Below are 25,826 nucleotides of genomic sequence, written 5' to 3' on the forward strand. Positions count from 1 at the left end.
TCACCAGCTAAGCTGACAACTCAAAAGACAGTGTGTACCCCAGACTCCAAATTGCTGAACATAGCGGCTGTATTGAAAGACACCATTGTTCGTATTTGCACTGTGCTGATGTCGGTCTGGGTAAATGTTGAAAATGTTCCGGGCGTGAAGCCCACAGCTAATATTTTGCCGAGCTTGCCAGCGCAGCGATAGATCGGTGATCCATTTAGCACGGAAAGTCTGATCACGGCTAGCTGGTTGTTGAGAATAGTTATTGACAACCCAGTTGTCTGGCGATCCGTCATTGGGATGATGATAGGTAACCGCACCAAAGCGGGTGTTTTGTATAGCGAATTGCCAGTTTTTAACGGTCCAGTTAGCCTGCGTAATAATCTTGCTGTCGGGTTGGGCTTGCTCTAGACGGGCACGATCTTCTCGATTAAAAATGACTGTTTCTAAGCCCGTTAATCCTTCAGGGAGTGTTATTTTTGTCAGACGAGTTCGGTTCAAGCTGGCGGCAAGGCGTACCTTCAAAATGCCAGCTTCCCACTGCCAGTTGCGAACTAAGCCCAGGTCCAAACCATAAGTCGTTGTAGCAATAGCATTAGAGAAAAATTGTACCCGATCAAGTCCATTGGCATCGAGCATGGCTGCTAACATTGGATGATTTTGCCCGGTGAGCTGACTGCCTAGTACAATTCGATTTTGAATATCTACTCGATACCCGGTGAGACTTATTGTTCCTCGATCTTGAATAGGCCAGGAAATCTGTAAGGAAGAATTGTAAGACCGCTCTGCTCGTAACTGGCCAACACCGAGTGCACGGGTCAAAGGGTGTTCACTGTTGAGTTGAGCGATTTCTGCACCTACGAGCTTGTCCCCCTCTGGTACAAATTGTAAGCTTTGACTACTGAAATACGCTTGTGCCAACGAAGGAGGGCGTAGGCCGGTGTTTAATGCTGCACGAATTTTAGGACCACTATTCAGACGATAAGTGAGAGCTGCTTTTCCTGTCAGAAAACTACCGTTGTCGATCCAGGATTCGCCACGTAGCGCCAATGCATAATGCCAGCGTGGGTTTATATATTGGTGAAAAAGAAGATAGGCCGACCAAGAGCTACGCCAGACGCGGGCCGTATTTTCGGGACGATAACCAGGAAAAACCTGGATGCCCCCTTCTTGCTGATCTTCTGTGTCGGTGTTGTAATTTTTCCAACTCCACTCTTCACCGGCGACTTGGCGGAAGAATTCGTTACGCCATTGAAGACCTACCTGCCAAGCAGATTGCTCGTCTGCACTTGTTCTACTGGCATCACATTTTGTAATCAGCTGACTATACAGCAAGCTCCCGGCTCGGGCACTAGTAGGTGATTGTAGCCCTAAAGAAGCATTGTTGGAGTTCTTAATAAGGAAATTGACTTGATTGAGGCCAACGTTTTGATTTATATCCACCTGCCATGCGCCCAAATTTCGTCGCCAGCCGCTGAGCCAGGAAGCATCCATGATGCGTGGATGGATTTCTGGTGAAAACCCCCAGGGATACAGGCCAGATTGTTTGTGTTGTTGGTAGGGGAAACGATAGAATCCACGAGCTGTTCCTGTACGGAAATTGGCACCGCCAAATTGATAGAACTGCCCATGGGTACCAATTTTTCGTTCATGGCGAACAAAGCAGCCATAGTTGCGAATAGCTGCACTGCCGACTTCCATAACACGCTGCCCTGAAAATCCGGTCTGAGAAAAAAACGCTGCTAACGAATCTGGCTGTTGATCACGGCTGTCACCAAAAACGTTACCGTTGTAGTTGCCGGAACGATTAACAGAGCTCCGTGCATCTAAACGCCAGCTCAGGTGGATGAAATCCCGTGGTGTTTGACGAATTTGCCAATGACCATTGAGCCCCGCCTGGAAACCATCACCAGCAGTGGTAATACCATTCATGAAATGTACAGATGAGGGCGCAATACTGTCTTTAAGGACAACATTGATAACGCCAGCAATGGCATCAGATCCATACTGAGCAGTGGCACCATCAGGTAATATTTCTACACGTTCAATGGCTGATAAGGGAATGGTGTTTAGGTCTGTTGCTACGCTACCCCGACCGATGGTGTTGTTGACGTTGACGAGGGCGGAACTGTGCCGTCGTTGCCCATTAATCAATACANCCAATTGATCAGAACCAAGGCCTCTGAGGGTTGCAGGGTCAATATGATCTGTACCGTCACTGAGGGTTTGGTAGGTCGAATGAAAGGAAGGTGCTGCGTATTGTAGTAATTGGCCTAAATCAGTAAGTGGGAGGTTGCCCATCTCTTCTGGCCCCAACTGTTCCGCATCTGTATTGGGAGACAAGTACGCCAATGAGTGAGGTGCCCCCCCGAGTACTACTACCTCGGTAAGGTCAACACTGCTCTCTAGCATGACATTAAGCTGTTGTTTTTGCCCAAAAGGCAGCCAAATTAAGGTGTCTACTGTTTGATACCCTATATAACTGACCTGTAATTGGGTTTGCCCGGCGGGAATCCAAAATTCAAAAAGACCAGTTGGGTCGGTAGAGGCTCCGCGCTGACTACCAGGGTGAAAAACGGAGGCTCCTGTCAACGGCTCCCCCCGATCATTGTATACGTATCCACGTATTTGACCATAAGGATGACGAACTTGAATAGCCCAGAATCCATCATCTATTTCTGTAAATGTAAGAGAGGTTTCTTTACTCAGTTGATCGAGAATATCTTCCAGGTGCTTGAAAGAGGTGAGCCAAGCGGGATCGAAATACTGGCCACGAACGAGCTGTGTTTCGTAAAGAAAAGCACACTGGTATTTCTCTTCCAGGAGCTCGAGTCCGTCAGTTAATAGCAATGGTGTGCGGCTACCGTACTGTGCACGAAGAAGGTCGGTATTACCTAGCCCTGATAGGAGTAAGTAAATTAATATCCATCGCAGCTTTGTACCTTTTCGAGCTACCATTGCTGGTAATTGTTTAGAATATTGGTTTTAGGCATAGGATACTCCCTTTATGGCATTACACCATAAGCCCAAAACAGTGATTAATCTGTTGTGCAATTGTTGTTTTCGTTGCTTTTAAGAAACAGCACGAAAATAAAAAGCGATTTTGTTTTCATAATAGTTGAATAAACGCTTCATTTTAAGTGTTTTAACTATTTGGAAAACTTAGAGAAAATCGCGGTTTATTTTCTGCGCAATACTTATGTGCGATCTATTGAGGTTGTTTAGCGGAGAACATAATCCGTTCTCCGTCTATTTGAGCATTTATGCCCAATGACACGGAAATAGCATTGATCAGCATTTTTAGATTTTTTGCTGGTGCTGTTCCGCTTAAACTATGCTGTTGCAATTCGCCATTTGCTATAATGACATCTTTGCCGTAGTGTTCTTCAATCCGCAAGGCAATTTCCGACAGAGGCATTTGGTCAAAATGCCAGCGGTCATTACGCCAGTCGGTGAAAATTGCTGTTGTAACTTCTCGAATCTGTGAGGGCTCATTGGCCTGCCAATAGTATTGTTGCGCTGGGCGTAGTACCTGGAATGGTTGACCTTGGTCCACAATAGAGACACTTCCTTCAACGAGGGTAACCTGGCGTCTATTTGAACGATTTACAACATTGAACTCCGTTCCCATTACTTTTATGCCAAGTGTGTTTGCTTTCACGACGAAGGGCATACCTGCTTGGGTGTTGGCTGGGCTTACGTCGAAATAGGCCTCTCCTTCAAGATGTACTTCCCGGACACCCTGGGCGGCCCATTCATCTTCCCACCAGAGGTGTGAATTAGCACGAAGGTTTACAGTCGTGCCGTCTGGCAAGGTCAGTTGTTGCTGTTCTGCAAAATCAGTACGAAAATCGGAGCTGTTAGGCCACATAAACCAGGCGGCTAAGCCTATGAGTAAAATAGCAGCAGCTTTTTGCCAATGCCGGGCCAGTAAGTATATTCGCTTTGGTTTTTCCTGAGTAAGTTGCTGCTGTAGTTTCTGCCACGCTGCGTCAGTTGCTATTTCTGGCGTCACGTCTTGGAAGTGTAACTCTTGGAGCATCAGTTGTGCTTGATGCGCAATTTCCTGATGTTCGTCAGATTTGACCAACCACGCTTCCCAGTAGGCCTGATGTAGCTTGCCTTCCGACATGCTCCACGCTACAAAGCGATCATCTACCAATAAGTCTTCCGGTTTTAGCATAATGTTTGTTCCCGGTTTTGGGAAAGTGTTTCTTGCTGAGCTGTCATAGTGCTATAAGCTTTCATCACGCCTGCTATACCCTAATGACGGATAGCTTTCTATTTTGTACTCAGCTGGGGATAATTATTTTTCAGGTAAGAGTTGGATTCGTAGCTTTTTTAGAGCGCGATATGCAGAATTACGAACCGATTGGTACTTCATTCCCATGATTCCAGCGATTTCAGTATAGGCTACCTTATTATAAAAACGTAGATAAATAATTTCTTTCTGAACAGGACTTAACTGTTGGATTGCTGCTTGTAATTTTTCTTCTGTTTGTGTTTTTCTTTCTTGTTCATACTCATCTGGAGAGCGTGATTGGACGATTTGCAGGTTTAGCAAATGTTGGCTATGGGCTTTAGATTGCCTTAAATAATCGATAATGCCAAAGCGTAAAGTTTGAAAAAGGTAGGGCTTTACCTTAACGGAAAGCGGCAATGTTGCTCGTTTTTCCCATAGTTTAAGGAAGCATTTCTGGAGTTGGTCCTGGACAACAGCGTGATCGCTAAGCATGGTAAAAGCATACTGGTACAAATCACGGTAATAGTGTTTGAAAAGATAGGCCAGTGCTTTTTGGTCTCCGGTACGCAGTAGTTGCCATTGTCGATCCGTTTCGCTCAAGTTTCAAGTTGAATTATAGAGTGTTAAAGCCAAAACAAGTTGAAAAATAAGCATTTTTTTATTGACCCAATGAGTTCAAAACAAAAACAGCCATAGTAGAATATACCATGGCTGCTAATAAAAATCCAACTTCAAAAGGGGATTTCGCGAATCTTTATGTTAGAACTCTCATCAAGAGAGCAAACAATATGTCTTTAAAGCTACTGTAGCATTAGATCAATTATTCTGCCGCAGCAGAACTTTGGGGGGGAGCTAATTTCGCTGTTCGGTAGCAAAACTAGGTAAAATGTGCATTATTTGCAAGGGAACGGTAGTTTTTTATTCTTTTTCGGTAAGGGTGTGCTTGGCGTACTGGTCAAGTTCGTCATAAAATTCAGCGCCATATTTGCGGATGAGCGCTTCTTTCGCAAAGCGATAAACCGGTAACTTCGCAGCTTTGCCTTTGGTGCAGGCTGCTGTACAAATATCCCAACGATCGTAGTTTAAGGCTTCAAAATTCGTTGATGAATTTTTGGTGATCCGTATTGGATAGAGGTGGCAGGAGATGGGTTTACGAAAAGAAATATCTCCTGCTTGCCAAGCTTGTTCTATACCACATTGGGCTTTTCCTGTATTGTCAAGGGTCATATAGGCACAGGGCGCATCGTCAATTAACGGTGTACGATACTCTCCGTCTTCTTCGTCGATGAGGTAGAGGCCTTGACTGGCAATAGCAGCACGTCCAGCTGGGCTTAGGTACGAGCTGACGGTTGGATAGGTCTCTTTGAGTAGGGCAAGTTCTTCTTCCTCGAGAGGAGCGCCTGCGTCTCCTTCCCAGCAGCAAGCACCTTTGCAGGCGTCAAGGTTACAGAGGAATTGTTCTTCTACCAGTTCGTCACTGACTATTTTATCTTGAATGATGATCATTGTCGGAATTATTGCTTATCAACTGCAAATATGCAGAACAATTGGACATTGTTCCCTACAATTGTCGTACTTTAGCCACCATTAGTATAGTACAGTAAAGTTTGATAAACTATGAAAATTAAGATGTTGCTCTTTTTTCTCCTGTTGGGAGGGATTGTTAGTGCTCAAGAACGCTCAGCCGCAGTAGAACAGGCGGTACAAGAACAGACAGCCCGCTATAATCTAAGCGCCGAGCAGATTGTTCAGATGTATGTTGTTGAAGAGCGTCGGGAACGTAATCTACAGGAAATTGAAGTGTTGCGCGAATCTAACTACCGTTTGTATTTGGAGAAAAAGCAATCTGTGCGTAAGAATAGTGAAGGTACTATCCGCCAAATCTTGCATAAAGAACAGCGCTTTATCCTGGATCAGGAGCAGGCAGCTTACCGTCAGGCAACTTCTAATCTCATTCAGCAAATGCGTCAGGATGGGAAGTCCAAAGAAGATATTGAGTTGGCATTGCTGGAAAGAAGCTAACCGTAATAACTTAAATGGGTAAACTGGCAGCGGTTGTTGAACAAAATCGGAAGCTGCTTTATTATTTAGGAACTAAATAACGCTAAGAATTATAAATGGATCCTCTCAAACAGAGATTTTACGAAAAGGCCTCAGCCCTTGCCACAGAAATGAAGGCCCTGCTCAAGGAGCATGGTAATACCAAAATTGATGAAGTAAAGCTAAGCCAGGCTTTTGGTGGAGCACGCGGCATCAAAATGATGATTTGGGAAACCTCCCAGCTAGATGCTCACGAAGGTATTCGCTTCCGGGGGTATTCTATTCCGCAATTAAAAGAACTACTGCCAACAGGGCCAGACAATGAGCCAAAGCCAGAAGGCCTCTTTTGGTTGATGCTAATAGGAGAAATCCCTACAGCAGAGCAGGTGGATTGGTTGACTGACCAATTGCGTGACCGGGCACAAGTGCCGGCTCATACCTTTACGATGTTGGATAGCTTGCCTGTAGATACTCATCCTATGACCCAGTTTATTCTGGCCATCACGGCGATGCAGACGGACAGCGTATTCGCTAAACGCTATGACGAAGGCATGTCCAAAGCGGATTATTGGGATCCGGTCTATGAGGACACGCTTAATATGATTGCCCGTCTACCGCGGATAGCTGCATATATTTATCGTCGTTCTTTCCATGATGGAAAGCATATCGAACCTGATCCACAATTGGACTGGGCTGCTAATTACGCTCACATGCTGGGGATTCCTGGCAAAGGGTTCCAAAGCCTAATGCGCTTGTATCTTACGATTCACGCGGACCATGAGGGCGGTAATGCGTCAGCTCATACTGCTCACTTGGTTGGTTCTACACTTAGTGACCCTTATCTGTCTTTTGCCGGAGGGATGACTTCTTTGGCTGGTCCGCTTCACGGATTAGCCAACCAGGAGGTAATTAAGTGGATCTTTGAGATGCTCGAAGAATTGGGGACACGTACCCCTACGAAAGAGCAGATTGCTGATTATGTGAATAAAACGCTTTCAGAAGGTAAAGTTATTCCTGGTTATGGCCACGCGGTATTGCGTCAGCCTGACCCCCGCTTTACAGCGCAGAAGCGCTATGCAGAAGAACATCTGGCAGACAGTGATATTGTACAGGTAGTCTGGAAGGTATTCGAAGTGGTGCCTGGGATTTTGGGTGAATTAGGAAAGGTGAAAAACCCTTGGCCTAATGTTGATGCCCATTCAGGAGCCATTTTGGTTCATTATGGATTGACAGAGTACAGCTATTATACGGTACTTTTCGGGGTGTCTCGTGCACTGGGGGTACTTGCAGCCGGTTGTTGGTCTCGTGCTTTGGGTATGCCACTGGAACGCCCGAAATCACTCACTACCGAATGGGTGAAAGATTTTTTAAAAAAACAAAACGAAGCATAATATCTATCAATGAATATTCCTAAGGAACTCCTGTATACCGAAGACCATGAGTGGATTCGGGTGGAAGGTGATGTTGCCTATGTCGGCATTACCGATTTTGCACAAAAAGAATTGGACGAGTTGGTCTATGTGGAAGTTGAAACAGTAGGAGAGACACTGGACGCTGGTGAAGAATTTGGAACAGTAGAGGCGGTGAAAACAACCTCTGAGTTACTAATGCCGGTAGGTGGTGAAGTTCTTGAATTCAACAAACAGATTGATGATTCAGAAGGAGATGACCCTACGTTGATCAATAGTGACCCTTACGGGGAAGGCTGGATAGTGAAGATTAAGATCAGTGATAAGGCTGAGTTGGACAATTTACTTTCCGCAGAGGCCTACACAGCTTTGGTGGTAGCGGAATAAATAAGCGCTAAAAAGTGAAAAAAATATTGACCTACCCACCAAAATTATTTGGGAATGCATCTTGCACGGCGTAGTTCTTTAATTTACATCGTTTTTACGCTTGTTTGGACGGTGGTTATTTTCTATTTATCGACAATGCCGGGGCCACAATTACCTCGAATCGATTGGTTAATGACCCCGGATAAGTTTGGACATGTTGCTGTTTACGGTATTTTGGCAATGGGAATATTCTTCTCGATAAAGTCTTATTATACAAGCAGCAAAACTGTTTATCGCTGGTCTTTTTTATTGGCAAGCGGTTACGGAGTAGCAATGGAATTGATACAATTTAGCTTTTTTCCTGATCGCTATTTTGAATTATGGGACATTGTTGCTAATATTATCGGTGCTTTTATAGCACTATGGCTATTGAAAATTATTTATCATTAATAAACCCTTTTTCGCATGACTATGCTATTATTTGCAAAGGGCGGTTTGGGATTACCCGTTTTTCTGCTTGATATTCAGGCAGGATTCGATGGTGGCTTCTGGGCAAACAGTTCAGCTTTATTGCTGATGCTGGTTGTACTGATCGTAGCCCTTGTCGGTTTGGGCATATGGATGCGTTCCTACTTTCGTCAGCAGACGGAGAAAGGATTGACTGGAAATCTGGCTGCGTCCGGAAGTCCTTACGCAAACCGTACCAAGTACGAGAAGGTCGACGCTTTCAAAATGAGCGGAACGTTTTTCAACCTGGGATTAGTGGTAGCTATTGGCCTTTCGGTCATGGCTTTCGGCTGGTCTAATTTGGAAGAAAAAATTGATATTCCGGAAGGCGCCCTCGAAATGGAGGACGACATCATTATGGAAGAGCCTCCCCGTACTGCTGAACCACCTCCACCTCCACCACCACCTCCACCGGTGATCGAGGAAGTACCTGATGATACCATCTTGGAAGATGACACTCAGACGGACAACAGTACAACGGTTGATGACAAAGCTCCTCCTCCGAATATTGACAAGGGGCCTCCGCCTCCACCACCACCTCCTCCACCACCACCACCGCCACCAGCGGTGGAGGAAATTTTCAAGGTGGTTGAGCAAATGCCACGTTTCCCTGGTTGTGAAGACAAAGGGTCTGAAGACGAGAAAAAAGCATGTGCTCAGACGGAACTATTGAAGTTCATCTACAAAAACATCAAATACCCTGCAATCGCACGGGAAAATGGCGTGGAAGGAACTGCTGTAGTAACCTTCGTTATCGAGAAAGACGGTAGTGTAACAGATGCTCGAGTTGTACGTGATATTGGTGCCCAGTGTGGCGACGAAGCACTACGAGTTGTTAAGCTGATGAATGCACAAGGTCTTAAATGGACACCGGGTAAGCAACGTGGTCGCGCGGTGCGTGTACAGTTCAACCTGCCGGTGAAATTTAAGCTTGAGTAAAAGAATAAGAAGTGAATCAAAAAACTAGAAAAGCACTATGTTTTTCTGAGACTTTGTTTCGAACTTCTGGTTTTTTAGAATGGCTAAGTTGCTTTTGGCAGCTTAGCCATTTGTCTTTTTGTAGTCATGGAAATGAGAAAGCAACTTTTATGGCTAGGTGCCGTTTTTATTAATGCACAGCGATATCTACCTTGCAGAACGCAAAGTAGCTGAGAAGAATACAAGTTAGACCACAATGACACGATACCTGATAATATTGATCGTAAGCTTAATAAGCCTAACCATTGGTAGTGCCCAAAACGCTCGCTTGGCGCAGCAGTATTTCCAAAATGGAGAATACGAAAAAGCAGCGGAGTTATATGCTGACCTTTACCAGAGCAATGGTAATAATGATTTTTTCTTTGATCGCTATTTCGATTGTTTACTGGCATTAGAAAATTACGATGAAGCCGAAACGGTCATTAAGCGCCAGATTCGACGTAATGATGGTAATGTACAACTCAACGTCTCTTATGGTACCTTGTTAGAACGCTTGGGGCGCTATGAGGAAGGAGAAGAACAGTTTCGGTCAGCCATTGAGAATATCCCTGCCGATCAATACTCGGTAACTCGCCTTGCTAATGCCTTTATCCGGCAAACCAAGTATAATTTTGCAATTGAGACCTATGAAAAAGGTGCCGTACTGCTTCGTGATGAGCGTATTTTTTCCTACAATTTAGGGGACCTTTATCGGCGAATGGGGGAAAGCCAACCGATGATTGGCGCTTATCTCAATGCAATGGATGATAATCCTGATCGGATAAGCCAGCTAAAAATAATTTTTCAACGCTACCTTTCGGAAGCTGATTATCAGGAGTTACAAACACAACTTTATGAAAAAATTCAGGGAGGAAATGAAAACCCTGTTTTTCCGGAGTTATTAGCTTGGGTATTTGTTCAACGCAAAGATTATCGCAATGCCCTACGTCAGGTGAAAGCGCTTGATCGGCGATTGAATGAGAACGGCCTGCGAATTTATGAGCTGGGAGAGATCGCCATAGAGGATAAAGACTACGATGCGGCGATCCAGGCTTTTGATTACCTGGTGGAAGAAAAAGGGCAGTCTTCTACATTGTACCTCGACGCTAAACGGCAGGCCTTACGTGCTCGCCGGGCAAAGTTAGTAGAGGGATATGCCTATACCCAGGAAGAACTCGTGGAACTGGAAAAGCAATACCTATTCTTTTTAGAAGAGTTTGGTNGCAATCGCGCCACGGCAGCGATTATTCTCGAGTTGTCGGAATTACAGGCTATTTACATGGATAAATTGGATAGCAGTATTGTGTTATTGGAAGATATGACCACTTTCCCTGCCACGGACCCTAATGTACAGGCACGTGGAAAGTTAGCTTTGGCTGATTATTACCTGATGAAGGGTGATATTTGGGAATCGACGCTATTGTATTCACAGGTAGATAAAGCTTTCAAAGAAGATATCCTGGGGCATGAAGCTCGTTTTCGTAATGCGCGGTTGGCCTATTACAATGGTGACTTTCAATGGGCTCAGGCTCAATTTGATGTCTTGAAGGCGTCGACCTCAAAGCTTATCGCTAACGATGCGCTGGATTTATCGGTTTTCATCATGGACAACCTTGGGTTGGATACCACGACGCAAGCACTACAAATGTATGCTGATGCCGACTTACTGGTTTTTCGCAACCAGTTTGATGCAGCCTTCGCTAAAATGGATAGCCTCTTAGTTGCATTCCCTGACCATTCTTTGCAAGATGATATTATGTATCTGAAAGCTGGTGTATTCCGTAAAAAAAGAGAATATGAGGCTGCTGCTGAATTGTACGAGCAAATTGTTGAGAAATTCCCTGAAGATATCCGGGCTGATAATTCTCTTTTTGCCTTAGCAGCATTGAATGAGAATTTCTTGGGTGATACGGAAAAAGCAATGACTTTGTACGAAAACCTCTTTATTGATTATTCGGATAGTACTTTTGCAGTGGAGGCACGTAAGCGATTCAGGGCATTGCGAGGGGATAATCTAAATTGATGATAAGTATCCTAATTTAGTTAAACACAAAAAGCGCTTTCAGCCATTGGCTGAAAGCGCTTTTGCGTTAGAAACAAAAAGAAGTAAAATTACTTCGAGTGTCTCTGATCGCTGACGGTCAGTTTATGACGGCCCTTGGCCCGGCGGCGTGCCAGTACCTTGCGCCCGTTCTTGCTGCTCATGCGCGAGCGGAAGCCATGCTTATTGCTGCGTCGTCTGCGGGAAGGTTGAAATGTTCTTTTCATCGCTTTTATATTTACTAGCAGCGAAAGACTGCCGCTTTTTCCAAAAGTGTCGCAAAGGTAAGAGGAATAATCTAAGTATCCTAACCTCCAGGTGATTAAATGGTGAGAATATCGCCCTCTTTGTGTTCTATGTGGGTGTCTACTTTTGTTTCGTAGGATTTTACCAGCTTCTGGGCTTCGTCTTCCGCGCGTTTTCCTGCATCTTCAGGGTAGCCGTCTTTGACTGCTTGCTTGATACCGTCCATCAATTCTTTGCGGACACTGCGGATACTTACTTTGGCTTCCTCCCCTTTTTCTTTGGCGGTTTTAACCAGCTGCCTACGGCGATCTTCGGTAAGTGGCGGAATAGAAATGCGAACCAATTCACCATCGTTTTGTGGTGTAACCCCCAAGTTGGCTTCAAAGATTGATCTTTCAATAGGGGGGATCATAGTCTTTTCCCAAGGTTGGATCGTGATAGTGCGGGCATCAGCCACAGCAATATTGGCCACTTGGCTCATCGGCGTTTGAGAGCCATAGTAATCCACGAGCAAGCCTCCAACGAGCTTGGGGTTAGCTTTGCCGGTGCTTATCCTTGATAATTCTTTTTCAAGGTGCTCTATACTATGATCCATGCTTTCTTTAGCTAAGGAAAAGTATTCATCAATATCTTCTTGCATAATAAGTCATTCAAGGTAAAAAAAGGGGGTATCCCTATAAAATGCTCCCAAAGATAAACAGCAGCGCATCAATATCAAAATACTTATTTTTTGCGCAATAACTAGTCGCGACCAGCTAAGCTCATAATGAGGTACAATAGTACTACGAGCGAAGATAAAGCAGCTACGACGTAAGTGGTTGCTGCCCACCAAAGCGCATCTTTAGCACCCTCGTGCTCGCTACCACGGGTATAGTTACTTTCTTCCAACCAAGCCAATGCCCGGTTGCTGGCGTCAAACTCTACGGGTAGAGTCACCAAACTAAAGAGGGTTGTGATCCCAAAAGCGGCAATAGTGAGGTACAGCAAAAAGTTGCTGCCTGCTACGCCAAACATCCCTAAAGCAAACAATAAGAGGTACTGCTGAGCCTTAGCCGCTAAGCTTACAGCGGGTACCATAGCCGAACGAAATTTTAACCAGGCGTAAGCGGTGTTGTGCTGTACAGCATGCCCACACTCGTGTGCCGCAACAGCTGCAGCTGCTACGTGTCGGCCATGAAAGACCTCGGGGCTGAGGCTTACGGTCTTCGTAGCAGGGTTGTAGTGGTCGGTCAGCATTCCCTGTCCTTGCGCGATCTTTACGTCGTGGATACCATAGTGCGCTAGCATGGTCTGCGCAACCTCGGCTCCTGATCTTCCATTGCTGAGCGGCACATTGGAATAACGTCTGAATTTCGACTTGAGTCGATTGCTTACCAACATGCCGATAAAAGAAAAGATGCCAACGATGACAATATATCCCATTAGTCAAGTTTTTTTTGAGTTTAAGATCATGCTGGGGCTTTGCTTTGAAAGGAACGCAATCAAAATAAATCCCCAGCAAAATCTTATGACGTAAGACCTCGCGAAAGGTTACGTTTAAATGGTCGTGAAGCCTGTGTAGCTATGCAAGACTTTTGGTAAAACAATACCATCATTAGTCTGGTTGTTTTCCAATAAAGCAGCATAAATACGGGCCAAAGCCAACGCACTACCGTTTAGGGTGTGAGCGAGTTGGGTGCCCTTGTCTGTGCGGTAGCGAAGCTTTAGGCGGTTGGCCTGGAAGTCTTCAAAGTTAGAGACAGAGCTGACCTCTAGCCAACGGTCCTGAGCTGCAGAATACACCTCGAAATCGAAAGTCAGTGCAGAGGTGAAACCAAGGTCTCCACCACATAAACGCAAGATGCGGTAGGGGAGTTCGAGCTTTTGCAGAATGCCTTCTACGTGCTTAAGCATTTGCTGAAGGGTCTCGTACGATTTGTCAGGATGCTGAAGCTGAACGATTTCGACTTTGTCAAACTGATGCACGCGGTTCAGACCACGCACATGTGCGCCATAGGAACCTGCTTCCCGTCGGAAACAAGGCGTGTAGGCCGTCATTTTAATCGGGAAGTCTTCTTCATTGAGGATGACATCACGATAGACATTGGTAACGGGTACTTCAGCGGTAGGAATCAAATAAAGGTCATCCTCGTTGACGTAATACATCTGCCCTTCTTTATCAGGGAGTTGCCCGGTGGCAGTGGCTGTTTCTTCGTTGACCAGGTGTGGAGGCACGATTTCTTCATAGCCGGCAGCAGCAGCTTCATCAAGGAAAAAGTTGATTAAAGCACGCTGAAGGCGTGCACCTTTCCCCCGGTACAAAGGAAAGCCAGAACCAGTGATTTTTACACCCAACTCCAGGTCAAAAAGGTCTTTCTCTTTGGCGAGTTCCCAGTGTGGACGAGCGTTTTCTGGTAGTTGAGGTAGCGGCCCATCCCAAGCTTTGAATACTTCATTGTCCTCGTCAGTATTGCCAGCAGGCACTGATTCGTGAGGCATATTGGGAATAGTATAGAGCGCTTGGCGTAGTTCTTCTACGGTGTTTTTTAGATCCTGCTCCAGTACAGCTACTTTTTCTTTAAGTTCTGAAACTTCTTGGCGCAACTCAGTGGCTTTGTCTTTTTGACCAGATTTGAAGAGGTCACCGATCTGACCGGAGAGCTGATTGCGCGTGGCGAGTGTACTGTCCAGTTCTGTTTGCAGCGCTTTACGCTGATCATCGAGGACTAGTGTCTGGTCAACAATCTGCAAATCTTCTTCTTTGAAGTTGCGTTTTAGTAGGCCAGCTTTAAGCTGGGCAAGGTTTTCGCGGATAAATGAAGTTCTGAGCATCTAACTTTTTGCTTGTTTGCCTTGTTAATACAATAGAAAGCAGGAAAAAATTACCGAAAAGCAGTATTTTTTGCAAAGATAGTATTTGGATTAAAAAAAATAACGCTATTTTTGCGCTGCAAACATGCCAAGCTACTCTTCCACCTTTGTAGTCCCTACAATCCTTGGGTGAGCATCTTTACAGCAATTCTTAGTTTTCCCTGGTTGACATGATGTCATTTTTCAATTCCTCGAATGCTGCGAGGAGCTTCATGTCGAATACTAGTCAGTAAGAAAAGCCCTTTACGCATTATTGCACCCTACAATTTTGGGACCTCCCAAAATAATCTACTCTCCTAAACTTTCCGTACAAGAAAAAGTAACATTACTCTATATGTTTGATATTTTGCAGTTGAATGACATGCTCGTCCCCGAGCTGAAGGATCTGGCTGAGAAAATGGGCATGACCAGCTACAAGCGCCTCAATAAACAAGAACTTATCCTCAAAATTCTGGACCACCAGGCCGTCGTTGGCGCTGCTGGCGGTGTGACCCCCGCACCTAAGAAAGAAGCGAAGCCTAAAAGTACAGCTAAAGCTAAAGCACCTGCTTCAAAGCCAAGCCGTAGTCGTACCGCCCCTAAAAAGGCCGATGACAAGAAAGCTGACGATAAGAAAGAAGAAAAAGAATCACCGGATAATCAGCGAGATTCTGAAGAAGATCGCGCTGCCCGCCGTGCTAAAGCAGTACGTAAGCGTGGTCGTCAAGACGATGACAAGAAGGAAGAAGGAAGCGATGACCGTCGTGACCGTCGTGACAACCGTGATGGAGATGACCGTCGTGACAATCGCGATCGCCGTGACAACCGTCGTGATGGAGATGATCGCCGTGACAATCGCGACCGTCGTGATAACCGTGATGGAGATGACCGTCGTGACAATCGCGATCGCCGTGACAACCGTGATGACCGTCGTGATGGAGATGATCGCCGCGACAATCGTGACCGCCGCGACAACCGCGATGATCGAGATGATCGCCGTGACAATCGCGACCGTCGTGACAACCGTGATGATGACCGTCGCCGTAATAATGACGGCAAAGATGATCAAAACAATGATCGCAAAGACCAAGATAATGGTGCAGGTCGTGATGATCGCCTACGCCGCGAAGACAAGAAGCCTCAAAGAGAGGAAAAACCTCGCCGTGAGCCTAAAGAGAAGCCAGAAGATGTATTCGATATCGAATTAGATGGTATTATCGAAGGTGAGGGTATCCTGGAAATGATGCCTGATGGCTACGGTTTCCTGCGTTCTGCAGACTATAATTACCTAACCTCTCCGGATGATATATACGTTTCTCCTTCTCAGATCAAATTATTTGGTCTGCGTACGGGAGATACGGTACAAGGTGCCATTCGCCCTCCGAAAGAAGGAGAGAAGTACTTCGCTTTGCTACGTGTGTCTAAGATCAATGGTCTAGACCCTAGAGAAGTGAGTGAGCGCGTACCTTTCGATTACCTTACTCCTTTGTTCCCAACGGAGCGGTTCAAGCTGACTACCTCGCCTACCGGGCGCGATTTCGGTAATCGCCTGATCGATATGTTTACGCCCCTTGGTAAAGGACAGCGTGGCTTAATCGTAGCGCAGCCAAAATCTGGTAAGACTTTCTTATTGAAGGATATTGCCAATGCTATTTCTAAAAATCACCCTGAATCTTATCTGATTATCCTACTCATCGACGAACGTCCTGAGGAAGTAACAGACATGAAGCGGAGCGTGAAAGCAGAAGTAATTGCTTCTACGTTTGATGAGCCTGCTGATAACCACGTACGTGTGGCGGGCGTGGTACTCGAAAAGGCAAAGCGGATGGTAGAATGTGGTCACGATGTAGTAATCCTGTTGGATTCGATCACTCGTTTGGCCCGTGCTTACAACACCGTAGCACCTGCCAGTGGCAAGGTACTTTCTGGTGGTGTAGAAGCCAACGCGCTACAGAAGCCTAAGAAATTCTTTGGTGCTGCCCGTAATATCGAGCATGGTGGTTCACTCACCATTTTAGCGACCGCGCTTACCGAGACGGGCTCTAAGATGGATACGGTGATCTTCGAAGAATTCAAAGGTACTGGCAACATGGAGCTTTCACTGGATCGCAACCTCGCTAACAAGCGGATGTACCCAGCGATTGACCTTACTTCTTCCAGTACTCGTCGCGAAGACTTGCTTATGGATAAAGACACCCTACAACGGATGTTTATCCTACGCAATCACCTTTCGGATATGAAGCCAGACGAAGCGTTCGATTTCTTACGCAAAAATATGATCCACACTTCTAGCAACGATGAGTTCCTCTCTTCGATGAATAGTTAGGAGGTACTGGGTACTTTGTACTAGGATTCATCAATAGTTGAAATCCACGAGGTACAATACGAATAATAAAAGACAGGCTGCTCCGAGCGAATCGGGGTGGCCTGTTTTGGTATAGGGTATCTTTTGGGTTGTGTCGGTAATGGTGTTGTGGGTGTAAACGCCATTATGATACGGCTGTCCACCGCTTCTTCGTGCAGTGCAGGGTAAGATACCCTGCTCTACGGAGCGATTATCATCCCTCGTTCTGCTCCGCCTTTTGCGATTATCTCATAGTGAAATCGGCTTAGTATCTTCTTGCTTTAACTTTGCTGATCGTTTTATTTCCCCTAGAGGTTCAGGGTTGACCAGGCCTAGCGATGTGGAAGGGTAGCGCCGCCTTAAAGCGGTGCTAGACAGCCTGTTGCTTGCTGTGCCGAGGGCCAGTAAGCAACAGGCTGGCCGAGCGGGTAGCGAGCCCTGCAACGTAGCGCCTCCGCAAAAAGCGGGGGAGGCTCCAAGGAATTCAAGTACTCGTTTTCAACCTAAACCTCACCTCTCTCCCCAATGGAATCTGATTCAAAGTAGTTAAATGCCGCTCCTGTAAATAAGCAATGCGTGGATAACCTCCGGAAATCTGGCCATCCTGAAGAAGGACGATAGGCAAGCCGCTAGGGGGCAACTGAATGAACCCAGGCAAGACGGGCAAGCTGTGCTCTAGTTGGTAGCTTGTACTTTCGAGCCGGTCTCCTTGTAAGCGGAGGCCCATGCGGTTGCTGTCGCTGCCGATGGTGTAGGTGATGTCTTGAAGCTGGCGCTGGGCTACACCGCTTAATAAGGCAAACTCTGGCCCGGGTAGGATGGGGATGTGTTTTGCTTCGACGCTATTCTCTTTGTTGCTTTTCCATTCGATGATATCGCCTTTTTTTAGCATCCGACCCTGGTAACCACCTATGCCGGCGTTGAGGTAGGTGGCGTAGGAATTGTAGACTTTATCCACTTGCAAAGTGCCGTCGATGGCAAGGTAGCCCCGCAAACCATTTATGGCCATTTTGCCGATGAGGATATCCCCAGGTTTGATATCGACGACGGTATGGACTCCCACTGGGGTATCGTTGAGTTTCCATTGAAAATCGGCTCCACTAATGGCAATCTGAGCAGCATCGTGAAATTTTATCGTAGGTGCTACGGAAGTACATTCTATCAGAGGCGCATTTTCGGATAGGTTCAATAAAAGGAGGGCGATCTTGGCCGCATTAGGGTCCATCGTACCCGACGGAGGGATGGCGTAGTAGGCCAAGCCCTTGCGGCCCACATCCTGGATGGTGGTGAGCAGGCCCGGTTTGATGATCTCTAAGCTAGGCATTGTAGGCGATGAGGTTGAGTTGTTGAGCATTGATTTGAGCAAACTCCTCTGAGGTGATTTGGGTGCATCGAATCCGGTCTTCTAAATTCAGCGGAAGGGGAGGCAATTGGGGTATTTGCAGGATTGAAACGGGCACCTGGCCAATGACGTGCCAGCCTCCGGGACTGTCGAGCGCATACAAACCCAGGTATTTGCCACCAATGGCCACGGAATTGGCCTTTACGTATTTTGCGGGTACCGACTTGCGGGGAACGTGCAGGGCTTTGGGTAAACCATCTAGATAAATGAAGCCGGGTAAGAAGCCAAACATGGCTACGGTGAAGTCTGTCGCCAAGAGCTGGTGGATAATTTCTTCTTTACTCAATCCGGTAACCCTGCTTACGTCTTGCCAATCTTCGTGATCTGAAAAATAGATAGGCAGGCGGTAGGTGTTAACGGCTTGTTGGTTGGAGGGTTGGAGGGTTGCGAAGAGGTCAATTTTGGGGGCGTCGAAAAGGCCGTTTAATTTTAAGCAGATCTCTCGTTCGGTGACAATGACCTCGTCGATGAAATCGAACTTTTTTTCGTAAATGAGCTCACCTAGCGTGGCTAAGGTACCTTCCTCTTTTGCATGAATGAGCAGGAAGTCATTGTTGAAGTTTTGAACCTTGAATTCCGAATTATGCAGGTGCAGTGATCTTAACGTCATGTTCTCTCAAGTAATTATAAATGGTTTGGCTCAAACTTACGGCTCCAGGTGTGTCGCTGTGGAGGCAGATGGTGTCTACCTTTATTTTCGCTGTCGTTCCATCTGCAAGGCGGACTTCCTTATTTAGAAATCCTTTTATTTGCGCCAACACATCCTCTGGATTGCGAAGGACGGCATCGGGGTAAGCCCGACTTCTAAGCTGGGTTGCTTGCTCGTAGCGGCGATCAGCGAAGCCTTCTTGGATGACGCCAACCCCTTGAGCAGCGCAATAATCAACGATGTTAGCATTAGCTAAAGTTACAATTTTAAGGGCAGGGTCGATAGTTTTGATGGTACTCACGAATAGCTCTGCTAAGGTATCGTTTACTAATAAATCATTGTAAAGTGCCCCGTGAGGCTTCACGTGAAGGAGGCGTTGGCCGTAACTTTCTACGATGCCTTTGAGGGCGCATGTCTGATAAGTTAAATCTGCCATCAATACCTCTGGATCGACTTTTAGCGACTTCCTGCCAAAATTTTCCCGGTCATTGTACGAAGGGTGCGCTCCGATTTTGACACGGTGTTTAATGGCTGCCCGAATCGTTTGGGTCATGAGTTGCGGGGTTCCGCTGTGGAATCCGCAAGCGATGTTGCAGGAGGAGATGAAGGGCATGATCTGTGCATCGTAGTTGCGGATTTGCCCTTCTTTTAGTTCGCCCATGTCGCAGTTGAGGTCGATGGTCTGCATGGTGGAATGTAAGTCTGGTTTGGTGGAAGTGAGGTTTAAAGTTACTGCTTTTGGGATTGTTTATTTAGGTGCGAGGTGCGGATTTCCTCTCGGACAGAGGATTGTCCTCCTCCGCTCTTCGAGCACCTCCTCCGAAGGAGGACAAGGTTGCTGTTTTGGGGGAGCGGTAAAATAGTGCGCAAGGCGAGGCCTCAAAGACGCATAACCTGAACGACATTGATGGATTGTGTAGGATCTTAGGAAGTGGAAAAACAACTCTTTATCGTTGGTCTAAACCGGGGTGATCTCCCTACTTTTGCCTCAATTTATAAGTAATCAACTTCTCAATAAATAGAAAATTCACTATGGCAAAACCATCTTCTACTTCCATGACTATGCGCGTTATTCACCGGTACCTGGGGTTTTTCCTGGTAGGTATTATGGCTGTTTACTCGATGAGCGGCATTGTACTGATATTTCGGGATACTGATTTTCTTAAATTAGAACACCACTTTGATAAGCAGCTGGAAGCTAATATTAGCCCTGAAAACCTGGGGCAGGCGCTTGATCTCCGCAAGTTAAAAGTAGATAAAACAGAGGGTGGGGTTTACTATTTTAAAGAGGGTACTTACAACAGTGCTACTGGAGCAGCCAGCTATACTTTGAAGGAGTTGCCCACGATTCTGAAAAAAATGACGCATTTGCACAAGGCAAAATCATCGGAGCCATTGTTTTTTCTCAACATCTTTTTCGGCTTGTCGCTCTTGTTTTTTGTGATTTCTTCTTTTTGGATGTTTATGCCCAAGACGGAAGTTTTCAAGAAGGGCTTGTATTTTACCTTGGGCGGTATTGTACTGACGTTGATTTTGCTGTTTGTGTAAAAGGGGAGTTATAGGGTGTAAAAGTTGGAAGCGTGTAAAGGTGTAAAGGAGGGTTCAACTTACTGGCAGGTATGAGAACTGTAGCACGCTTTGCAAAGTGTAATTTTACGGTGTTAACCTGCACCTTATTGGCTAACTTCGCGTTTAGCAAGTTAATCCCATAAAATTACGCTCATGGCTCGTTACAGCATTTTACTGCTACTCTATCTGGTTTTTCAGTTAACTCAAGTTTCGCTTAGTGCCCAATCTTCTGCTTTTGTTGCGGGAGAATTGTTGGTGCAAATGGAAGCGGAATATAGCCTCCCATCCTGGTTACGGGACTGGAACCGTACACACGCTGATCAGCAGCAGTTGACGTTGGTGAAAGAAGTGTCTCGCCCGGTGAATATATGGTTGGTGAGTTTTGATGAAATGACTGTTTCTGGCGATGAACTGATCATGGCTATTCGCTCCGATCGCCGTATACGTGCCGTTCAGCATAACCATAGTGTTACGTTGCGTGCCGTGCCGACGGATGCCCTTTTTGATAGCCAATGGCAATATAGTAATACAGGCCAAAGCGGGGGTACTATTGATGCCGACATTGATGCCGTAGAAGCTTGGGATGTAACCACTGGCGGCAATACGCTCACTGGCGATACCATTGTAGTGGCGGTATTGGATAATGGTATCGATGTCACGCATCCTGATTTTCAGGCCAACCGCTGGTACAACCACGCTGAAATTCCGGACAACGGGTTGGATGATGATAACAATGGCTACGTGGATGACTACGAGGGGTGGAGTACCGTGAGTAATAACGACAATATTGCTGGCGGATCGCACGGAACGGCCGTTTCGGGCATTATTGGTGCTGATGGCAATAACGAACTGGGCGTAACGGGGGTGAACTGGCACGTAAAGGTGATGCATATTCGCAATAATTTCAATTCCTCCGAAGACAAAGTGATTGAGGCTTATTCTTATGCCTTGGAGCAACGCCAACGTTACAATGCTTCCGGTGGGGCAGAGGGTGCTTTTGTGGTGGCTACCAATGCTTCTTGGGGAGTAGATGAAGGGCAGGTGGCTGATGCACCGATATGGTGTGGTTTTTACGATGTGCTTGGTGAAGCTGGAATCATCAATTGTGCAGCCACGGCCAATGACGATATAGATGTTGAAGTATTCGGAGATTTACCTACGGCCTGTCCGAGTGATTACCTCATTGCTGTGACCAATACGGATCATAACGATATAAAAGAAGTAGAAGCAGGCTACGGCGCCATTAGTATAGACCTGGGCGCGCCTGGAACGGGAGCTTACAACATTACTAATGGCGGCGCTTATGGCGGTTTTGGTGGTACCTCTGGGGCGACGCCTCACGTAGCAGGTACGGCGGCGCTGTTGTACAGTTTGGACTGTCCGGCGCTTTCGGCACTTACGGCGGCTGACCCGGCGGCGGCGGCATTGCTCATCAAGGAAGCGATCCTGGCGGGGGTGGACCCTAATACTTCACTGGCAGGGATCACTACTACAGGAGGAAGATTGAATGTGGCCAACAGCATCCAGTATCTACTGAGTTTATGTGACGGCTGTATCCCTGCAAGCTCGGTTCAATTGGCCGACTTTAGTGTTTCAACAGCGACGATCGTTTGGAATACCAATGACAGCCTGGAGTCTGTTGATTTGCGCTGGCGGGCTATTGGTGAGATGAACTGGACCCTGGTAACCGATGCCCAAAGCCCCTTGGTAATCTCTGGACTGACGGCATGTGGGAGTTATGAGTACCAGGTGCAATCTAATTGTGCCAGTGATGTGATTCCGTTTGGCAACAGCCGCTTTTTTACTACTGATGGCTGCTGTACCGCTCCGGAAAATGTGGAGCTTACGCCTCTGGCCGACGAGATTATGTTTTTTGTTTGGGATGCCGTCACAGCGGCTCAGAGCTTTGAGCTTCGCTACCGGGTGCAGGGAACCAGCCCCTGGACGGTATTGTCGAGCACGCTGCCGCAAAACACCATTAGTGGCCTGGAACGCTGTACGATTTATGACTACCAGCTGCGTACCGTTTGTGCCGATGAAGTAACAGCCTGGACTGCTTTGACTACTTTCATTACAGGCGGCTGTGGCCCTTGCCTGGATCTGGATTACTGTATGCCGGAGAATGTGTTCTCTACGCAATATGAGCATATTGCACAAGTAGAAATAGGAGGTTTCTTTACGAATGCTTCGAGTGAAGAATCCGGAGGCTATACTGATTTTGGGCAGTTACTTGTAGCGCCAGTATTAGAAGCCGGAGTGACCTATCCGATCTTGTTGACGCCCGGATTTCCTGATACTGGGAGCGCCTCGGAAGATTGGCGCATTTGGTTGGATCTTGACCACAATGGAAGTTTTACAACCAATGAGATCATTTTTGATGGCGATCCTTCTTCTGACCCGATCAATGAATTTATTACTATTCCTGCCAATACCAACCTTGGCGTGACCAGAATGAGAATCATGATGCAGTTTAGTTTGGCCAGTTCTGGCCCTTGCCCGTTTGTTGGGAGTTTTGGAGAAATTGAGGATTACTGTATAGAGGTCATTGCCCCTGAAGAATGTGCTAGCCCAGTGGGTTTTGCACGGGATCTACTGGGTGCTAATAGTGTAGAAATCACTTGGGAGGCAGTTCCCGGAGCGCTAGATTACCAGGCAGATTACCGCTCGGCGGGTGGCGTCGATTGGCTGCCAGTTATGGTGACAGGTAATCAGGTGTTACTCTCTGGTCTGGATAGTTGTGCCGCTTACACTTTACGTGTAAAAACGCTGTGTAATGGATCAGAAAGTGAGAGCTATAGTTTCTATGATTTTAATACTTGCCTTATAGGTGGAGTTGACTTGTTAGGGAATGAAAAAAACTGGGTGCTAGCTCCAAATCCTTTCCGTGATCAACTAGAAGTAAGGGCATTGAATTTTCCGACTAGTGGGGAGATGACTTTGGCAATTATAGATGGATTGGGCCGGCCATTGATGAAAGCAGATTGGCCGATAGGGCAAGGGAGTAGCAGGATTAATATGACTGATTTTCCAGCGGGTTTATACACCGTCGCTTTGTACAGGGATGGCCAATTGTGGAGCGTGAAGCGGGCGATAAAGCAGTAAGATAAATGAAAAATAAAAATAAAAACAAAGTATTTATAGCCACCAGTTTAGATGGTTTTATCGCTGATAAAAATGGTCAGTTAGACTGGTTGTTTTCTATCCCGAATCCGGATCAAATAGACATGGGATATGCCGCATTTACAGGCCAAATAGATGCGCTGGTGATGGGACGAACTACCTTTGAAACAGTTTGCGGCTTTGATGTCGACTGGCCTTATAAAAAGCCAGTGTTTGTGTTGAGCCGCACCTTGACGGAGATACCTGCGGGTTATAAGGGTAAAGTTTTCCTGGTGAAGGGTACTTTGACAGAGGTTTTAGCACATATTCATGAGCAGGGTTTTCATCACCTTTATATTGATGGAGGGACGACGATTCAGAGCTTTTTGAAAGAAGACCTGATTGATGAGATGGTGATCACCACCATTCCTGTACTGTTAGGTGGAGGTTCTCCTTTGTTTGGAGATTTATCAGCGACATTGGCATTTGAGTGTACAGGATCAACGATTTTCCTGGATAAGGTGGTGCAAAATCACTTCAGAAGAGTCCGAGAAGATAATTAAGGTACAGCAATTGATCATTTGTATAAATGGAATTAGAAGCCAAATACGAAAAAATCCTATTGGAAATTTATGCATCAGAGGGTCAGTGCTTCCCTAGGGGTGAGATTTCTGTAAAAGAAAAGTTGGAGGAAAGAGAAATACAATTGCTTCTAGATTTTTTAGTAACCAAAGAGCTGGTTGAATTTGATAAAACAGACGATGCGTATTATTTAACGACTGAAGGATATGAGCAAATAGAAGGAGTTTTAGCTTTGAAAGAAGCAGGTGAAACGATGGCAAACATGGAGTTTGCACATACACTAAAGAAAGAAAAAAGGTATAAAGCTCGACTTGTTTTTATAGGATTATTGGTGTTTATCGGAGGGTATTTCGCCTTGAGCGGAATAAAATTGAGTATTAATCCTGAGGTAGAATTAAATGAAGAAATATTCAACAATGTCCGAGAAGAAATAGAATTTAAAGTGGATTCGCTAATAAAAGAAAAACGCAAGGGGCAGTTAATTGAAGAAACTCATCAATAGCTGGTCTCATCTAGTTCCACTTTTCCGGCAAAAGTTTTGTAAACGAAAAAAGTATAACCACTGACAAGCGGTATCCCAATTGCGGCAAAAAGCAACATGATACCCAGCGATTTCTCTGAAGAAGCGGCATTGTATACATCCAGGCTATAAGCCGGATCAGTAGTTGATAGAAGAATGGTTGGGTAGACTTCGATGGCTACCAAGACGAGCAAAAAAGCGATGCTAAGTGCCGAAAAGAAAAAGGCTTGCCGAAACTTGCGCTTGCTGGCCAAACGAGGGATGTTGGCGATACTCAAAAAAGCTAGAATAGGAACGATAAACAATGCCGGGGTCCCACGGAAATCATCGGATAAATGCGGGATATAAATCAAAGTGTAGAGACTGGTAATACTGAACAAAATAACGAAGGCAATAATACCTCGCTTGAGCAATATGGTGAGTTTGGCGTACAGTCGCCCCTCTGTTTTCATCAATAGGTAGATGGCACCGTGCATCATGAATAAGGCCAGCGTAGTAAGTCCCATTAAAATAGCATAAGGATTGAGAAAGGCCAACCAGTCGCCGGAGTATTCTTTGTCTGCTCCGATGGGCATCCCTTGCAATACATTGCCCAATACAACCCCTAGTGCTATTGCCAAGGTAATACTGGCTACACTGTAGGTAATATCCCAGGTTTTTCGCCACCACAGCATGGGTTCCTTACTCCGGAATTCGATACTGATAGCGCGGAGAATCAAAAATAGGAGAAACAACATAAACGGAATGTACATGGCCGAAAAAAGGGTAGCGTAAACGTGCGGGAAACCTGCGAAAAGTGCGCCGCCGCCAATGACCAGCCATACCTCGTTGCCGTCCCACACGGGGCCAATGGCGTTGAGGGCAATCCGGCGACTTTGTTCCTTACGGAAAAACAAATGCCAGGCACCGGCACCAAGATCAAAACCATCAAGAATAGCATAGCCGGAGAAGACGGCTCCTACTACCAAAAACCATAACGTGGGATAATCAAAGCCAAGAAAAGTTGCCATAAGGAAAGGAATTAGAATTGTTGTT

General features: G+C 46.0%; 23 protein-coding genes. 11 read left to right on the forward strand and 12 right to left on the reverse strand.

Translation table 11 applies throughout. The features are described 5' to 3' along the window. The 4 genes from A3EU_RS31385 to A3EU_RS0121970 form a co-directional block, all read right to left on the reverse strand. Positions 1-2,946 (reverse strand): TonB-dependent receptor, encoded by a 2,946-nt coding sequence (locus tag A3EU_RS31385; protein WP_020538357.1) that lies wholly within the window; start codon positions 2,944-2,946, stop codon positions 1-3. Between the two features lie 250 nt (positions 2,947-3,196). Then, positions 3,197-4,171 (reverse strand): FecR family protein, encoded by a 975-nt coding sequence (locus A3EU_RS33180; protein ID WP_020538358.1) that lies wholly within the window; start codon positions 4,169-4,171, stop codon positions 3,197-3,199. 123 nt (positions 4,172-4,294) lie between these two features. Continuing rightward, on the reverse strand, positions 4,295-4,831 hold the full coding sequence (locus A3EU_RS0121960) for an RNA polymerase sigma factor (protein WP_020538359.1): 537 nt from the start codon (positions 4,829-4,831) through the stop codon (positions 4,295-4,297). Between the two features lie 318 nt (positions 4,832-5,149). Next, positions 5,150-5,737 (reverse strand): DUF3109 family protein, encoded by a 588-nt coding sequence (locus A3EU_RS0121970; protein ID WP_020538361.1) that lies wholly within the window; start codon positions 5,735-5,737, stop codon positions 5,150-5,152. A 111-nt stretch (positions 5,738-5,848) separates the two neighbouring features. Between A3EU_RS0121970 and A3EU_RS0121975 the strand changes: the two genes are divergently transcribed. The 6 genes from A3EU_RS0121975 to A3EU_RS0122000 all read left to right on the forward strand — a co-directional run bounded on the left by A3EU_RS0121975 (position 5,849) and on the right by A3EU_RS0122000 (position 11,533). Continuing rightward, positions 5,849-6,253, forward strand: a complete 405-nt coding sequence (locus A3EU_RS0121975) for a hypothetical protein (protein WP_044086320.1) — start codon at positions 5,849-5,851, stop codon at positions 6,251-6,253. Between the two features lie 95 nt (positions 6,254-6,348). Next, positions 6,349-7,662, forward strand: a complete 1,314-nt coding sequence (locus A3EU_RS0121980; protein ID WP_020538363.1) for a citrate (Si)-synthase — start codon at positions 6,349-6,351, stop codon at positions 7,660-7,662. Positions 7,663-7,671: 9 nt separating this feature from the next. Then, positions 7,672-8,067 (forward strand): glycine cleavage system protein GcvH, encoded by a 396-nt coding sequence (gene gcvH, locus A3EU_RS0121985; protein ID WP_020538364.1) that lies wholly within the window; start codon positions 7,672-7,674, stop codon positions 8,065-8,067. A gap of 54 nt (positions 8,068-8,121) precedes the next feature. Then, on the forward strand, positions 8,122-8,496 hold the full coding sequence (locus tag A3EU_RS0121990) for a VanZ family protein (RefSeq protein WP_020538365.1): 375 nt from the start codon (positions 8,122-8,124) through the stop codon (positions 8,494-8,496). Positions 8,497-8,511: 15 nt separating this feature from the next. Then, positions 8,512-9,492: an energy transducer TonB gene (locus A3EU_RS35310; RefSeq protein ID WP_020538366.1), complete on the forward strand. Its 981-nt coding sequence runs from the start codon at positions 8,512-8,514 to the stop codon at positions 9,490-9,492. A gap of 235 nt (positions 9,493-9,727) precedes the next feature. Further along, positions 9,728-11,533 carry a tetratricopeptide repeat protein gene (locus A3EU_RS0122000; RefSeq protein WP_020538367.1) on the forward strand — a complete coding sequence of 602 codons (1,806 nt, stop codon included), beginning with the start codon at positions 9,728-9,730 and terminating at the stop codon, positions 11,531-11,533. A gap of 89 nt (positions 11,534-11,622) precedes the next feature. On the opposite strand, the gene rpmH is transcribed toward A3EU_RS0122000, so the two are convergent. The 4 genes from rpmH to serS form a co-directional block, all read right to left on the reverse strand. Continuing rightward, entirely contained in the window at positions 11,623-11,778 is a 156-nt protein-coding gene (gene rpmH / locus A3EU_RS33685) for a 50S ribosomal protein L34 (protein ID WP_071596869.1), read from the reverse strand. Between the two features lie 95 nt (positions 11,779-11,873). After that, the gene (frr, locus tag A3EU_RS0122005; RefSeq protein WP_020538368.1) at positions 11,874-12,437 is read right to left on the reverse strand and encodes a ribosome recycling factor; all 564 of its coding nucleotides are present in this window, start codon (positions 12,435-12,437) and stop codon (positions 11,874-11,876) included. 101 nt (positions 12,438-12,538) lie between these two features. Next, positions 12,539-13,219 (reverse strand): zinc metallopeptidase, encoded by a 681-nt coding sequence (locus A3EU_RS0122010; protein ID WP_020538369.1) that lies wholly within the window; start codon positions 13,217-13,219, stop codon positions 12,539-12,541. Positions 13,220-13,333: 114 nt separating this feature from the next. After that, a complete protein-coding gene (gene serS / locus A3EU_RS0122015; RefSeq protein WP_020538370.1) occupies positions 13,334-14,608 on the reverse strand; it encodes a serine--tRNA ligase in 1,275 nt (424 codons plus the stop codon). A 373-nt stretch (positions 14,609-14,981) separates the two neighbouring features. Between serS and rho the strand changes: the two genes are divergently transcribed. Next, positions 14,982-16,952: a transcription termination factor Rho gene (gene rho / locus A3EU_RS0122020; RefSeq protein WP_020538371.1), complete on the forward strand. Its 1,971-nt coding sequence runs from the start codon at positions 14,982-14,984 to the stop codon at positions 16,950-16,952. 502 nt (positions 16,953-17,454) lie between these two features. On the opposite strand, the gene A3EU_RS0122025 is transcribed toward rho, so the two are convergent. The 3 genes from A3EU_RS0122025 to A3EU_RS0122035 are packed head-to-tail and all read right to left on the reverse strand — an operon-like array spanning position 17,455 to position 19,709. Then, a complete protein-coding gene (locus A3EU_RS0122025) occupies positions 17,455-18,294 on the reverse strand; it encodes a 5-oxoprolinase subunit C family protein (protein ID WP_020538372.1) in 840 nt (279 codons plus the stop codon). After that, positions 18,287-18,982 carry a carboxyltransferase domain-containing protein gene (locus A3EU_RS33185; protein ID WP_020538373.1) on the reverse strand — a complete coding sequence of 232 codons (696 nt, stop codon included), beginning with the start codon at positions 18,980-18,982 and terminating at the stop codon, positions 18,287-18,289. Before A3EU_RS33185 ends, A3EU_RS0122025 begins: the two co-directional genes overlap by 8 nt. Beyond that, complete coding sequence (locus tag A3EU_RS0122035) at positions 18,954-19,709, reverse strand: 5-oxoprolinase subunit PxpA (protein WP_020538374.1); 756 nt, start codon at positions 19,707-19,709, stop codon at positions 18,954-18,956. Before A3EU_RS0122035 ends, A3EU_RS33185 begins: the two co-directional genes overlap by 29 nt. 344 nt (positions 19,710-20,053) lie before the next feature. Between A3EU_RS0122035 and A3EU_RS0122040 the strand changes: the two genes are divergently transcribed. From A3EU_RS0122040 to A3EU_RS0122055, 4 genes are all read left to right on the forward strand, one after another. Continuing rightward, on the forward strand, positions 20,054-20,569 hold the full coding sequence (locus A3EU_RS0122040) for a membrane protein (protein ID WP_026211531.1): 516 nt from the start codon (positions 20,054-20,056) through the stop codon (positions 20,567-20,569). Positions 20,570-20,743: 174 nt separating this feature from the next. Next, entirely contained in the window at positions 20,744-23,692 is a 2,949-nt protein-coding gene (locus A3EU_RS33190) for a S8 family serine peptidase (protein WP_020538376.1), read from the forward strand. A gap of 5 nt (positions 23,693-23,697) precedes the next feature. Beyond that, positions 23,698-24,252 (forward strand): dihydrofolate reductase family protein, encoded by a 555-nt coding sequence (locus A3EU_RS0122050; protein ID WP_020538377.1) that lies wholly within the window; start codon positions 23,698-23,700, stop codon positions 24,250-24,252. Between the two features lie 26 nt (positions 24,253-24,278). Then, a complete protein-coding gene (locus A3EU_RS0122055) occupies positions 24,279-24,773 on the forward strand; it encodes a hypothetical protein (RefSeq protein WP_020538378.1) in 495 nt (164 codons plus the stop codon). Here the strand turns inward: A3EU_RS0122055 and cydB are convergent. Continuing rightward, positions 24,767-25,801 (reverse strand): cytochrome d ubiquinol oxidase subunit II, encoded by a 1,035-nt coding sequence (cydB, locus tag A3EU_RS0122060; protein ID WP_020538379.1) that lies wholly within the window; start codon positions 25,799-25,801, stop codon positions 24,767-24,769. The two genes, A3EU_RS0122055 and cydB, sit on opposite strands and share 7 nt — an antisense overlap. Positions 25,802-25,826 lie beyond the last annotated feature (25 nt).

The sequence above is a fragment of the Lewinella cohaerens DSM 23179 genome, from assembly GCF_000379805.1.
GTDB classification, from domain to species: domain Bacteria; phylum Bacteroidota; class Bacteroidia; order Chitinophagales; family Saprospiraceae; genus Lewinella; species Lewinella cohaerens.

What these genes read in the sequence shown, in the direction of transcription:
- A3EU_RS33185 (WP_020538373.1), bottom strand. Translation starts at nt 18,982, where the DNA reads ATGACGTTAAGATCACTGCACCTGCATAATTCGGAATTCAAGGTTCAA.
- rpmH (WP_071596869.1), bottom strand. Translation starts at nt 11,778, where the DNA reads ATGAAAAGAACATTTCAACCTTCCCGCAGACGACGCAGCAATAAGCAT.
- A3EU_RS0121990 (WP_020538365.1), top strand. Translation starts at nt 8,122, where the DNA reads ATGCATCTTGCACGGCGTAGTTCTTTAATTTACATCGTTTTTACGCTT.
- gcvH (WP_020538364.1), top strand. Translation starts at nt 7,672, where the DNA reads ATGAATATTCCTAAGGAACTCCTGTATACCGAAGACCATGAGTGGATT.
- A3EU_RS0122040 (WP_026211531.1), top strand. Translation starts at nt 20,054, where the DNA reads ATGGCAAAACCATCTTCTACTTCCATGACTATGCGCGTTATTCACCGG.
- frr (WP_020538368.1), bottom strand. Translation starts at nt 12,437, where the DNA reads ATGCAAGAAGATATTGATGAATACTTTTCCTTAGCTAAAGAAAGCATG.
- rho (WP_020538371.1), top strand. Translation starts at nt 14,982, where the DNA reads ATGTTTGATATTTTGCAGTTGAATGACATGCTCGTCCCCGAGCTGAAG.
- A3EU_RS0121970 (WP_020538361.1), bottom strand. Translation starts at nt 5,737, where the DNA reads ATGATCATCATTCAAGATAAAATAGTCAGTGACGAACTGGTAGAAGAA.
- serS (WP_020538370.1), bottom strand. Translation starts at nt 14,608, where the DNA reads ATGCTCAGAACTTCATTTATCCGCGAAAACCTTGCCCAGCTTAAAGCT.
- A3EU_RS0122010 (WP_020538369.1), bottom strand. Translation starts at nt 13,219, where the DNA reads ATGGGATATATTGTCATCGTTGGCATCTTTTCTTTTATCGGCATGTTG.
- A3EU_RS0122055 (WP_020538378.1), top strand. Translation starts at nt 24,279, where the DNA reads ATGGAATTAGAAGCCAAATACGAAAAAATCCTATTGGAAATTTATGCA.
- cydB (WP_020538379.1), bottom strand. Translation starts at nt 25,801, where the DNA reads ATGGCAACTTTTCTTGGCTTTGATTATCCCACGTTATGGTTTTTGGTA.
- A3EU_RS0122025 (WP_020538372.1), bottom strand. Translation starts at nt 18,294, where the DNA reads ATGCCTAGCTTAGAGATCATCAAACCGGGCCTGCTCACCACCATCCAG.
- A3EU_RS0121975 (WP_044086320.1), top strand. Translation starts at nt 5,849, where the DNA reads ATGAAAATTAAGATGTTGCTCTTTTTTCTCCTGTTGGGAGGGATTGTT.
- A3EU_RS33180 (WP_020538358.1), bottom strand. Translation starts at nt 4,171, where the DNA reads ATGCTAAAACCGGAAGACTTATTGGTAGATGATCGCTTTGTAGCGTGG.
- A3EU_RS0122050 (WP_020538377.1), top strand. Translation starts at nt 23,698, where the DNA reads ATGAAAAATAAAAATAAAAACAAAGTATTTATAGCCACCAGTTTAGAT.
- A3EU_RS35310 (WP_020538366.1), top strand. Translation starts at nt 8,512, where the DNA reads ATGACTATGCTATTATTTGCAAAGGGCGGTTTGGGATTACCCGTTTTT.
- A3EU_RS0122035 (WP_020538374.1), bottom strand. Translation starts at nt 19,709, where the DNA reads ATGCAGACCATCGACCTCAACTGCGACATGGGCGAACTAAAAGAAGGG.
- A3EU_RS33190 (WP_020538376.1), top strand. Translation starts at nt 20,744, where the DNA reads ATGGCTCGTTACAGCATTTTACTGCTACTCTATCTGGTTTTTCAGTTA.
- A3EU_RS0121980 (WP_020538363.1), top strand. Translation starts at nt 6,349, where the DNA reads ATGGATCCTCTCAAACAGAGATTTTACGAAAAGGCCTCAGCCCTTGCC.